Below are 12980 nucleotides of genomic sequence, written 5' to 3'. Positions count from 1 at the left end.
TGGCCTATACAAAAATAGAAAATTGCCTCTAATTTTTTATACAAACAATTGATAATATATTGTGCTTTGGCATGAAAAATCAGACTCTTGTTATTTTTCTTTTCCTGTGTCCATTTTTGAGCCTTTTTGCTCAGGAAAATAGTCCATTGATTGCAGGGGAAAATCTAAAATACCGGATACATTTAGGGTTTATCAATGCGGCAGAAGCTAGCATCAAAAGTAGTTCAGGAACAAGTCAAAATGGCGAGCAATTGCTTCGTAAAGTAGAAATTGAGGGGAAAACGACTGGAGTACTCGAATTATTTAGTCCATTACATGATTACTGGTCAGCGCAAATAGATACCCAAACCCTTTTACCTGTCAAAACTGAAATGCGTAAGCGAGAAGGGCGCTATCGAAAAGAAGAAACGGTCATCTATCAAATGGACAAAGGATTTGCTCGTATCATGTCCCCACAGAATAAGCCTGTTACGACAACTATGGCAGGACCAAAAGATCTTTTGGACCTCATATCTGCCTATTATTTTATACGATCAAAACCCGTTTCCGACAAAAAACCTGGTTCACGTTGGTCCGCACAAGTTTTAGTGGATAGCAAAATTTATGAACTAGTACTGGTTGTAAAAGCGAAGGAAATTATCGAAACGGAGGCGGGGAAAAAAGCGAGTATAAAAACAAACATCTTATTGCCTAAAAACAATTTATTCAAAGAGGAAGATGCTATTCGTCTTTGGATCAGTGATGATGAATACCAAGTCCCTTTGAAGGTTCAAATTAATTTGAAAATCGGCTATTTAAGCATTGATTTAATTGATTATAGCATCCTAGGAAAGAAAATCTATTTCCCTAAGGCCACTTTATAAGCCTCTAAGACTCTACCACGAGCAAATTCGTGATTCACAACAGGTGCCGGATAAGTCAATTCTTGTAATTCGGGCACCCATTTTTTGATGTAAGTTAAAGATTGATCAAATTTTGCCGTCTGGAGGGTTGGATTAAAAACTCGAAAGTAGGGTGCTGCATCGCAACCGCAACCTGCCGCCCACTGCCAGCCACCATTATTTGCAGCAAAATCAAAATCCAATAATTTTTCAGCAAAATAGGCCTCTCCCCAACGCCAATCAATTAGCAAATGCTTCACTAAGAAACTAGCTACAATCATCCTGACTCTGTTGTGCATAAAACCTGTTTCGTTCAACTCCCGCATCCCAGCATCTACTATCGGATAACCAGTCTTGCCAGAACACCAAGCCTTAAATTCCCCTTCATTATTCCGCCAATTCATTCGATCATATTCCTTTCTAAAGGAATGTCCTGCTGAGATGTGGGGAAAATGATGAAGAATATTAAAATAAAAATCACGCCAAATCAGCTCATTCAACCAAACCTCCGATTTGCCGAGTGCTCTACGTACTAGGGAACGGATGGATACGGTACCAAAGCGTAGATGAACCGAGAGTCTAGAGGTTCCTGGTTTAGCAGGAAAATCACGATCAAGAGCATACGACTTAATCAAATCATCTTGAACGGAATTCTCAGGAAAGCTTAATCCTGAGGGCTGGAATCCGATTTCTGATAAAGTAGGTAGCGTAAACGTCTCAGATACATAATTTGAAAGAGACGAGGATGGATATTCCGGCAAATTCGTTTCAGCTAATAATGCTTTCCACTTTCTTGAATAAGGCGTAAAAACAGTATAGGGAGTTCCTGCACCAGAAAGAACCTCGTCTTTTTCAAAAACAACTTGATCTTTAAAAGTGTAAAACTCAATCCCTTTTTCCTTTGCTAGGGCTTTAATACTTGCATCGCGTTCTAAACCATAGCGTTCATAATCGTGATTTGTATAAATACGGACGACATCCCATTGATTCAGTATCTCGGTAAAAACATCTAATGGGTTACCCTTTTTAACGCATAGGTGTCCTCCTATTGTCTCATTTATGTGCTGAATGGCTTGGTGTATGAACTCCACTCGGCCATCAGATATAGAGGGCAAGCGATCGAGAATCTGGGTATCAAAGATAAAGAGCGGGAGAACTGGGACCTCGGAGGACAAAGCTTGGAATAATCCATGATTGTCTTCTACTCTTAAATCACGCCTAAACCAAAATATGGAAACTTTTTTCATCCTCTATGTATCTTAAATGGCTAAACTACGTAGATTCTAGATTGTTTCAAAGATTTACCTTGACAAGCCCCCCTTCAATATGGTATATTTGTAGATTATAAAAATTCAACCCCTCTGAGAATGAAATTATCTGAATTCAGATTTGATTTACCCCAAAATTTAATTGCACTTAATCCTACTGAGAATCGCGAAGATGCGCGCATGATGGTGATTAACCGTAAGAATAAGACGATTGAACATAAAAAATTCACAGATATCATAGATTATTTTGGCGAAGGTGATGTATTGGTAACCAACAATACAAAGGTTTTTCCTGCTCGTTTATACGGAAATAAAGAAAAAACGGGTGCTCAAATCGAGGTGTTTTTATTGAGAGAACTAAATAGAGAACACCGTCTATGGGACGTATTAGTAGATCCAGCACGTAAAATACGTGTAGGTAATAAATTGTATTTTGGCGATTCAGATTTAGTCGCAGAGGTTATTGATAATACCACTTCACGTGGCCGTACCATTCGTTTCTTATATGATGGGAATCACGAGGCATTAATGCAGACGATCCACGAATTAGGAGAAACACCACTTCCAGACGAGATTCGTTTAAAAAGAGCGGCAACTGAAGATGATCGCGAACGTTTCCAAACCATTTATGCAGAGCACGTAGGTGCTGTGGCTGCCCCTACAGCGGGTTTGCACTTTTCGAAAATAGTCATGAAGCGTATGGAATTAAATGGATCTCAGTTCACTCCTATTACATTGCACGTAGGTTTAGGAACTTTCCGCCAAGTAGATGTGGAGGATTTGACTAAACACAAAACAGATTCAGAACACTTTATGATCGATGATTCTACTTGTAATTTTGTTAACGAAGCAATCGATAATAAAAAACATGTATTAGCGATAGGAACGACTGTTATGAAGGCTTTGGAATCATCCGTATCAGCAAGCGGTCACTTAAAACCGATCAATAGCTGGACAGATAAGTTCATCTTCCCTCCTTACGAGTTTAAAATACCTACTGCTTTATTAACTAATTTCCATTTACCAGAATCGATTCTTTTAATGATGGCATCGGCTTTTGGGGGACATGAATTAGTCACAGAAGCATATAAACAAGCTATCAAGGAGAAATACCGTTTCTTCTCCTATGGTGACGTGATGTTAATCATCTAATAGAATTAATCGGGTTTGCTTTGAAAAAATTTGCCATTATTGTCGCAGGGGGCTCCGGCCAGCGTATGCTAAGTGCGGTCCCTAAACAATTTTTGCTTTTGCAGGGCAAACCCGTATTATATCACACGATTTCCGCTTTTTATCAAGCAGACCCGCATACGGAAATTATCCTCGTCTTACCTAGAGATCAATTTGACTATTGGAATTCGTTGATAAGCGAATTACCCAAAATTGCCCACCGTTTAGTCGAAGGGGGGAATTCTAGATTCCACAGTAGTCAAAATGCGATTCAAACGATTAATGAGGATGGATTAGTTGCCATTCACGATGGTGTTAGGCCATTAATCGATCCAGAATTAATTACAAAAGGATTTCGTTCGGCAGTGGAAAAAGGTAATGCCGTTTTAGCCGTTGCATCTAAAGATTCGGTTCGCATGTTATCTGCTGACAATATCGGGTCCGAGCACCTAAATAGGGAGTCAATTCGATTAATACAAACTCCACAAATATTTACTTTTAAAGATTTGAAAGAGGCTTTTAAACAAAAATATGCGGAGGAATTTACAGATGATGCCCGAGTGGTAGAATCCATTGGAATAATAATAAACCTAGTAGAAGGATCTTATAAAAATATCAAAATCACCACACCGGAGGATTTACTATTAGCTGAGATCTTAATGAAATAAGTATGAAAAACGCTTGGAATTGGATTGCAAGAAGTATCCTTCAGTTTAAATTTCCCTTTTTAGGATTTATCCTATTGCTAACCATTGGTTTGGGTTATAAAGCCAGCCAAATCCAACTCAGTTATGAATTAGCCAAAATTCTTCCCAAATCAGACCAGCGCTTTCAACTTTACGAAGGATTCAAAAAGAAATACGGTGAAGATGGGGCCGTGATGGTCATCGCGGTCGAAAATGAGCAACTATTCAGCCCTATAGAGTTCAAAGCTTGGCGCGATTTAACTACTGCCGTTAAAAAGCAGCCAGGGATTAAGAATGTATTATCGCTTTCTACCTTACCAGAATTGTACATCGATTCGACGGAGAAAAAATTCAAGACAAGGAATTTACTAGATTCTTCTTTAGCACTTACTCCAGAAAATCTAGGTCAATTTAAGGCCCGATTGAATGATTTACCCATTTATAAAAACTTCTTATATACGGAAGATTTAAAGACGCACCTACTATTAATTACCCTAGATCAAAAAGTGATTAATGATAAAGGGAGAATCACTTTAGTCAAAAATATCAAAATTTTAGGGGAACAATACCAAGCTAAAATGAAGCATACGGTTCATATGACCGGTATGCCATTTATCAGAACGGAATATACCTCCCAGGTAACTAAGGAATTAGGTTTGTTTTTAGGCTTAGCTATTTTAGTTACCTCCTTGATTTTGTTGTTCTTTTTCCGCTCGTTTCAAGTCGTTTTCTTTGCGAACATCGTTGTACTGGTAGGGATTATTGCCTCGCTGGCTACAATTGTGTTCTTTGGATTTAAAATCACTTTACTATCTGGATTAATTCCTCCGCTTATCGTTGTTATTGGGGTTCCTAATGTAATTTTCTTATTGAATAAATACCACGAAACGTATTTGTCGGGTAAAACGAAAGAGGAATCGTTAATTGAAAGTGCTTCTAAGGTAGGCCGAACGTTGTTTTTAGCCAACCTAACTACCTCTATAGGTTTCGGAGTTTTTGCCTTTACTGGCTCAGCGCTTCTAGTTGAATTTGGAATTGTTGCGGCGCTGAATGTGATGATTACCTTCTTCATTTCGCTGGTACTTATTCCTATCTTTTTTAGCTTTTTAGCCCCTCCACAGAAGAAAGATTTAGCCCATTTTGAATCTGTTCGAGTGAATAAATTCTTAAATCGCGTGGACGTGTGGGTATTGCATCACCGGAAATTCATTTATGGTTTTATTTCTATCGTATTAGTGATTTCGGTTTATGGTTTGACCAAAATTCAAGCCGTAGGTTATATAGTAGATGATTTACCTCGTGATAATGCCATTTATTCCGATTTGAAATTTGTGGAGAATCGATTCAAAGGGGTGATGCCATTTGAGATAAATATTGATGCATTTGAAAAGGGTAGAGCGCTGACACCGGAACTTTTGGCTAAAATCAAACGAACCGAAAAATTACTCGCAAAATACCCGGAATTCACGCAAGGCCTTTCCATTTTAACAGCGACAAAATACCTATACCAAGTCTACCGCGGTGGAGATCCTAAATACTTTGTCTTACCTGGAATTAATGAATTAGCTAAATTAAAGGACTTTCAGTCCAGTTTAAATGGCAATAAAAATAATTTATTCGCCGGCTTCATCGATAAAGACAATCGATTCACTCGAATTAGTTTCCAAATGCAAGATGCAGGAACCGTGCGCACCAGAGTCTTATTTGACGAAATACAACCTAAAATTGACAGCATCTTTCGAACTGATATCGAGACAGGGGAATTATTGGCCAAAGGTGATAAAAAAGGCTACCAAGCCGATGTAACTGGTAATTCAGTCATTTATGCTTTCCAAACAGAGTATTTGCAAGTTAATCTTATCGAAAGTACGATTACGGCGATCATACTTATTTGTATTTTGATGGCGCTGCTATTTAGATCTTGGAAAATGGTGTTAATCTCTACCCTACCCAGTTTAATTCCCTTGATTATCACAGCGGGTTTAATGGGATATTTTGGAATTGCACTCAAGCCCAGTACTATCTTGATTTTCTCCATTGCCTTCGGTATTTCAAGTGATGGCACGATTTATTTTCTCACCCGTTACAAAGAAGAATGGGCTAAGAATAACCAAAACATACAGCAAGCCGTCCAAACCACCATTTTGAAAACAGGGGTATCCATGTTCTATACGGCGATGATTCTATTTTTTGGCTTCTTTATCTTTACCGCATCCACCTTCAAAGGGACACAAGCTTTAGGCATTTTGGTCTCGGTCACACTATTAATGGCCATGATTTGTAATTTAATTTTACTACCCGCTTTCTTATTAGGATTAAATAAAAAAGACGTATCCACTATTTTAGAGGAGGATTTATAAATGACAACAGCCAAACCGTCACTTTATACCCTGCCTTTCTTTTTACTTTGTTTAAGTAACTTTTTATTTTCGGCTAGCTTTTCGATGATTATACCCGAATTGCCTGATTATTTAGCCAGTTTAGGGGGGAAAGAATACATCGGATATACAATTGCTCTTTTTACGCTAGCAGCCGGATTTTCACGTCCATTCTCCGGAAAATTAACCGATCACGTAGGCCGAATACCCATCATGGCTTTCGGTTCCCTCGTTTGCTTTATCTGTGGAGGATTATATCCATTAATGCACACGGTACAAGGATTTTTATTCCTACGCTTCATTCATGGCATGTCCACTGGTACGAAACCGACGGCGACGGCTGCCTACGTTTCAGATGTCATTCCGGAGGACCGTAGAGGGGAAGCGCAAGGTGGATTGGGCATATTTACAGCCACGGGAATGTCCATTGGGCCTGCAATTGGCAGTTTCTTAGCCGCTGAATATGGTATAGACCAAATGTTCTATATCTCCTCTGTTTTTGCTTTGGCATCCATTATCATACTAAGTAGAATGAAGGAAACATTGCCAAAGGCGATGAAATCACGACTCAGCCTTTCTTTATTTAGAATTGGATGGAAAGATGTTTTTGAGCCAAAAATCATTCCTGTATTTTGGATTATGTTATTCGTTTCTTTTTCCGCAGGCGCCATGATTACCCTCATTCCTGATACCTCCAAAATCATCGGCTGGAATAATAAAGGCTTGTATTTTACAATTTATACCATTTCATCTATTTTAATACGCCTATTCTTTTCCAAAGCATCCGATAAATATGGTCGTATTCCCGTATTAATTTTTGGCTGCTTTATGCTAAGTGTATCAATGTTTTTATTAGTTTTCAGCATTAATTCTTATCTATTTATTGCATCGGCTATTCTCTATGGCATTGCATGGGGCTTTAATACACCGACGCTTGCTGCTTGGACGAATGATTTAGGCGATAAGAATCACATGGGACGGGCGATGGCCACCATGTACATTGCTTTAGAAGCGGGAATCGGTTTAGGCGCCTATATCTCGGGAGCCGTTTACCAAGGCGTGGCGAGTCAGATACCTATTCCTTTCTTAATTGCCGCCTTATTGGCCCTATTAGCTTTTTTATTATTATTGAAACAAAAAAGAAATTGGACGTATGGAATTTAGCGAATACTTGATTCAGAAAAATATCTGTTCCACTAGCTTTTCAGCAGGTGAACTAGCTTTGTTTCAAAGTTGGACAAAAGCATTTTCGCTGCAGCATCCGTCCAGCTTTACAGAACAAAACAAGTTCATTATCAATAAAATACGCAGAAAATATCCGCTAAAAAAGGAGTAATTTTTGTCAATTATCGCCTTTATATTTGTAAATAACCGGAAAAACATGGTACTATTTAAACATTTGATTCCATCAATTAGTTAGAAGGTACATATTACGGAAATTTGTAAAAATAAAAAGCAAGATAATGCCCGATAACAATCTACAGAATTTATTTCCTGTCTCAGGTCAAACCCCCAAAGAATACGATTTAACGCAACCCATTGAACAAAAAGAATATTTAGTCAATGGAGAGATGCGTCAATGGAAAGGCAAAACGCAAGACGTTTGGTCGCCTATCTATATAAAAACAGACAAAGGATTCGAACAAAAACGAATCGGCTCCTATCCTATCACGGATGCGGCAGATGCGATGGAAGTTTTATATGCTGGTGTAAAAGCCTATTCCAATGGTCGTGGCGAATGGCCATCTATGACTGTTTCGCAAAGAATCGAATGTGTGGAGAAATTCACTCAAAAAATGATTCAAAAGCGGGATGAGGTCGTGAAATTATTGATGTGGGAAATTGGTAAATCCTTAGGCGATTCTCAAAAAGAATTTGACCGTACGGTACAATATATCTATGATACCATCGGTGCTTTAAAAGATATTGACCGTACTTCGTCTACTTTCTTAATCGAAGAAGGAATCATCGGACAGGTAAGACGTTCCCCCTTAGGCGTTGTACTTTGTATGGGACCATTCAATTATCCATTGAATGAAACCTTTACGACACTTATTCCAGCCCTTATTATGGGAAATATCGTGTTATTTAAACCACCGAAACACGGTACATTATTGCACTACCCATTATTAGAGGCATTTAAGGACGCTTTCCCGGCAGGTGTAATTAATACCTTGTATGGTCGTGGAAATTCGATCATTCCTCAATTAATGGAATCAGGAAAGATCGATGTGTTAACGCTTATCGGATCCTCTAAGGTGGCTGATAAATTAAAGAAGATGCACCCGAAAGTAAACCGCTTACGGGCCATTTTAGGTTTGGATGCTAAGAATGCAGCCATCGTAACTGAAAGTGCAGACTTAGATTCAGCTATTAATGAATGTTTATTAGGGTCTCTTTCCTTTAATGGACAACGTTGTACTGCTATAAAGATCATTTTTGTTCACAAATCTTTAGCAGATAAGTTCAACGAAGGTTTAGCGAAGAAAATAGAAGCCATGAAGTTAGGTATGATGTGGGAACCTGGTGTACAAATCACACCGCTTCCAGAGCCTAATAAGCCAGCTTATTTAACAGAATTAATTGAAGATGCGAAATTGCATGGAGCTAAAGTGATGAACGAACATGGTGGAGAGAACTTCAAATCCATTTTCTTCCCTGCTTTGTTATTCCCTGTAAATAGCAAAATGAAGGTTTGGCATGAAGAGCAATTTGGACCAGTGGTTCCAGTGGTTCCATTCGAAAGCTTAGATGAACCCATTGATTATATCCACGAGTCATCTCATGGCCAGCAAGTAGCTATTTTTGGAACAGATGTAAATCAAATCTCCGAATTAATCGATGCGACGGTAAATCAAGTTTCTCGTGTAAATATTAACGCACAATGTCAGCGTGGACCGGATTCATTCCCCTTCACAGGACGTAAGGACTCTGCAGAGGGAACTTTATCCGTCACTGCCGCTTTGCGCTCCTTCTCGATTCGTACGGTCGTAGCCACGAAAGCAACACAATCAAATAAAGATATCGTCAATGCGATTGTAGAAAATCAACAATCGAACTTCTTATCTACCCGATTTATCTTATAATTGATATGGATTGAATAAAAAAAGGCCAGCAATTCTGCTGGCCTTTTTTATTATTCTTTTTTATAGTGCGGCGCGTTGCGCTTTTACCGCTGGATCAGTGATGAATTCATCGTAGGTCATTAATTTATCTATTTGCCCTTTAGCACCGATTTCAATGACTCTGTTAGCCACTGTGTCCGTCAATTGGTGATCATGACACGTAAACAACATAGTTCCTGGGAATTCGATCATGCCATTATTCAACGCAGTGATAGATTCTAAGTCCAAGTGATTCGTAGGCTCATCAAAAAGTAGCACATTCGCACCCGATAACATCATACGCGAGAACATACAACGTTGTTTTTCCCCTCCTGAGATGACCGTACATTTTTTCAATGCCTCATCACCAGAGAATAGCATACGTCCCAGGAAGCCACGAATGAAACTTTCATCCTTTTCAACCGAATATTGACGCAACCAATCCACTAAATTCATGGAATCGTCTTCAAAATACTTCGCATTATCGTTAGGCAAATAGGTCTGAGTAGTGGTAACCCCCCATTTAAATTCACCTGTGTAGTTCGTATTTTCTCCAGCAAGAATATCTAATAAAGCGGTAATGGCTAAAGATTCCTTAGCTAATAAGGCTATTTTATCACCTTTATTGATAGAGAAGGAAAGATTAGTAAATAAAGGAACTCCATCAGCTGTTTTAGCAGATAATTTATCCACACTTAATAACTGGTCACCTGCTTCTCTCTCCGGTTTAAAATTAATGAAAGGATATTTACGAGAGGATGGCTTAATATCGTCCACTTGTAATTTATCTAACATTTTCTGGCGGGAAGTCGCTTGCTTTGACTTAGCCACGTTTGCAGAAAAACGACGGATAAATTCCTCTAATTCCTTCCGCTTTTCGTCCGTTTTTTTGTTTTGATCTGTTCGTTGACGAGCAGCTAATTGAGATGATTCATACCAGAAAGTATAGGTGCCACCAAATAATTGAATTTTACTAAAATCAAGGTCAGCGATGTGCGTACACACATTATCTAAGAAGTGACGATCGTGAGAAACGACAATTACCGTATTTTTGAAATTCATCAAATATCCTTCAAGCCAAAGAATCGAGTCGATATCCAAGTTATTAGTGGGCTCATCTAATAATAGAATATCAGGATTGCCAAAAAGGGCTTGAGCGAGTAAAACTTTCACCTTATCAGAACCATTTAGGTCCTTTAATAGCGTAAAATGTAAGTCTTCTTTAACGCCTAATCCACTCAATAAAGAACCGGCTTCTGATTCAGCTTCCCAACCATTCAACTCCGCAAATTCCGCTTCTAAATCAGCTGCCTTATTTCCGTCCGCTTCTGTGAAATCCTCTTTTAAATAAATCGCATCCTTCTCTAACATAATGTCATAAAGACGCTTATTACCCATAATCACCGTTTGCAAAACCTCTACTTCTTCAAATTCGAAGTGATTTTGTTTCAAAATTGACATACGCTCACCAGGATTCATCGAAATAGAACCTGTTTGAGAATCAATCTCCCCTGATAATATTTTCAAAAACGTTGATTTACCGGCGCCATTCGCACCGATCAAGCCATAACAGTTACCTTCGGTAAATTTGATATTAACTTCTTCAAAAAGGACTCTTTTCCCAAAACGAAGGGACACATTAGATGCTTGCAACATAGGAGCTGGATTAAATAGGGTGCAAAATTACTAATTTTGGCTTCGATTATCATATTTTTTTTGCAATTTCGAAGCGAATTAAAGACTATGGATCCCACAAATTCATCTAATACCTTACATCTCCGGCTCAACTCGGAGAATTTTCGGGAGCAATTACAAGCTCAACCGAAGAAAGATCCACGTATATCGTCCGTTCAGATTGAAATTTCAAATGAATATTTCCTATTAATTCCGGTAAGTTATGACTCCCCTACCTATCGTTTAGGTTTTTTAGAGAAAGCCTTAGGAGAGCATGCCTTAGTGGGAAAAGAAATTCAGTTGCAGTCTATTCCTGCGGAAGAATCTAATTTAGTTTTTCTGGTTCCCAGTGATTGGAAAGACCTCATTTCGGCTCATTTCCCGTACGCAAAAATTGATTACACGCACACTGTAGCTACCTGTTTGCAAAAAATAGATCAACAATTAACGGTCAATGTGCAGGGAAATTTAGCCTTTACAAGCTTATACCAAGCCAATAAATTACAATTAGCGAATGTTTTTCCATTCGAATCATCCATAGAACTAGCTTTCTATTTACAATCCATTCGTGATGCGTTTTCGTTAAATTGGACTTTATTTCCACCCGTTTTAGTGGCCGGATCTGAAGAAATTTTAGACGCATCCCTTTATCAAATCCCCTATGTCCAATCCTAAAAAAGCATTTTTTCCTGGCTCATTTGATCCATTTACGAAAGGACATGAGGATATTGTGTTAAGAGCCTTGGCTTTATTTGATGAATTGATTATCGGTATTGGTCAAAACTCTAATAAATCCCGCTATTTTCCTTTGGAAAAAATGGAAGAATACATTCAGAAAACATTTGAAGGAAAGCCAGTTAGTGTGGTTACTTACCAAAACCTAACCGCGAATGTGGCACATGAATATGGCGCCAAATTTATCATTAGGGGTTTACGAAATACCACCGATTTTGAATACGAAAACTCGATTTCTCAGGTGAATAGACATATTCACAACGATTTAGAGACGGTTTTTTTGATCACTTCACCCCATTTAGCCCCTATTAGCTCTACGATTATTCGCGATTTACATCGCTACGGAAGCCCGGTGGATCAATACTTACCCTATACTTTGGATTGATTTAAATTTTTCGATCACATATCGAATAGAGGAATAGGTATTCGTTAAGGCTTGAATTTGCTGTTTTTCATTCATCCATTCTACCTTTTCAATACCTTCTTCTGTCTGCGGAATTAGCAACCCTGTGAAATTAGTTTTCATCGAATACCAGCGCGTTTTCTTCAAAACCAACTTATTTTTGTGCGTATACGTATGGTAGCTAGTACAAATTTTATTTCCTAAATCAGCTTTTACATTGCACTCTTCTTCCACTTCTCGGACAGCAGCCGTTTCGAATTTTTCATTTTTCTCTAATTTACCTTTTGGCAAATCCCATTTTCCTAATCGAAACATCCATAAAATATCTTGCTTCTGATTAACGACAACACCCCCAGCGGCTTCCACCAGCTGATACAGCTTTACAATTCTTTGCTTGTATGTCTTTCGATCTTCTACGATAATATAAAGTGCATGGAAATGAATGCCTGATTTAGCATGTAAATTCATCAGCATTTTTTCCACCTGATCGATACTAGCATTTATGATACACGTATGACCAGTAAAACTTTCCACCTTTAAAGGGGATAAGCGAGCATCGATAACTAAATCAAAGTCAACTTTGGATGGTATTTCGCCCAATTCCTTCTTCTTCACAATTCTGATCGGTCGATCATCAATAAAAATTACCATCTGTTCATTTTTCTGACGCAAAATTAGAAT

11 protein-coding genes are annotated in these 12980 nt (G+C 38.4%); 8 read left to right on the top strand and 3 right to left on the bottom strand.

Going from position 1 to position 12980, the window contains the following annotated elements; genetic code table 11:
• The first annotated feature begins 71 nt into the window (after positions 1-71).
• Positions 72-863, top strand: coding sequence for a DUF3108 domain-containing protein (locus ACST13_RS02755; protein ID WP_459521694.1), 792 nt, complete (start codon positions 72-74; stop codon positions 861-863).
• On the opposite strand, the gene ACST13_RS02750 is transcribed toward ACST13_RS02755, so the two are convergent.
• Entirely contained in the window at positions 839-2128 is a 1290-nt protein-coding gene (locus ACST13_RS02750; RefSeq protein WP_459521693.1) for a cryptochrome/photolyase family protein, read from the bottom strand. The genes ACST13_RS02755 and ACST13_RS02750 overlap by 25 nt on opposite strands.
• A 120-nt stretch (positions 2129-2248) precedes the next feature.
• Between ACST13_RS02750 and queA the strand changes: the two genes are divergently transcribed.
• The 5 genes from queA to ACST13_RS02725 all read left to right on the top strand — a co-directional run bounded on the left by queA (position 2249) and on the right by ACST13_RS02725 (position 9469).
• On the top strand, positions 2249-3301 hold the full coding sequence (gene queA / locus ACST13_RS02745; RefSeq protein WP_459521692.1) for a tRNA preQ1(34) S-adenosylmethionine ribosyltransferase-isomerase QueA: 1053 nt from the start codon (positions 2249-2251) through the stop codon (positions 3299-3301).
• 20 nt (positions 3302-3321) lie between these two features.
• On the top strand, positions 3322-3987 hold the full coding sequence (locus tag ACST13_RS02740; protein ID WP_459521691.1) for a 2-C-methyl-D-erythritol 4-phosphate cytidylyltransferase: 666 nt from the start codon (positions 3322-3324) through the stop codon (positions 3985-3987).
• Positions 3988-3989: 2 nt separating this feature from the next.
• Positions 3990-6365: an efflux RND transporter permease subunit gene (locus ACST13_RS02735; protein WP_459521690.1), complete on the top strand. Its 2376-nt coding sequence runs from the start codon at positions 3990-3992 to the stop codon at positions 6363-6365.
• On the top strand, positions 6366-7547 hold the full coding sequence (locus ACST13_RS02730; RefSeq protein WP_459521689.1) for an MFS transporter: 1182 nt from the start codon (positions 6366-6368) through the stop codon (positions 7545-7547).
• Between the two features lie 299 nt (positions 7548-7846).
• A complete protein-coding gene (locus tag ACST13_RS02725) occupies positions 7847-9469 on the top strand; it encodes an NADP-dependent glyceraldehyde-3-phosphate dehydrogenase (protein WP_459521688.1) in 1623 nt (540 codons plus the stop codon).
• 60 nt (positions 9470-9529) lie between these two features.
• Here the strand turns inward: ACST13_RS02725 and ACST13_RS02720 are convergent, their stop codons facing one another.
• Positions 9530-11143 carry an ABC-F family ATP-binding cassette domain-containing protein gene (locus tag ACST13_RS02720; RefSeq protein WP_459521687.1) on the bottom strand — a complete coding sequence of 538 codons (1614 nt, stop codon included), beginning with the start codon at positions 11141-11143 and terminating at the stop codon, positions 9530-9532.
• A gap of 87 nt (positions 11144-11230) precedes the next feature.
• On the opposite strand from ACST13_RS02720, the gene ACST13_RS02715 reads away from it, so the two are divergent.
• Positions 11231-11836 (top strand): DUF3822 family protein, encoded by a 606-nt coding sequence (locus tag ACST13_RS02715; protein WP_459521686.1) that lies wholly within the window; start codon positions 11231-11233, stop codon positions 11834-11836.
• The gene (gene coaD / locus ACST13_RS02710; protein ID WP_459521685.1) at positions 11823-12281 is read left to right on the top strand and encodes a pantetheine-phosphate adenylyltransferase; all 459 of its coding nucleotides are present in this window, start codon (positions 11823-11825) and stop codon (positions 12279-12281) included. Before ACST13_RS02715 ends, coaD begins: the two co-directional genes overlap by 14 nt.
• Here coaD and ACST13_RS02705 read toward each other — a convergent pair.
• Complete coding sequence (locus tag ACST13_RS02705; RefSeq protein ID WP_459521684.1) at positions 12261-12950, bottom strand: NUDIX hydrolase; 690 nt, start codon at positions 12948-12950, stop codon at positions 12261-12263. The two genes, coaD and ACST13_RS02705, sit on opposite strands and share 21 nt — an antisense overlap.
• Positions 12951-12980 lie beyond the last annotated feature (30 nt).

The sequence above is a fragment of the Aquirufa sp. A-Brett2-W8 genome, from assembly GCF_054558755.1.
The sequence above is the reverse complement of the archived record's forward strand: the minus strand, read 5'-3'. Positions and strand labels throughout refer to the sequence as shown.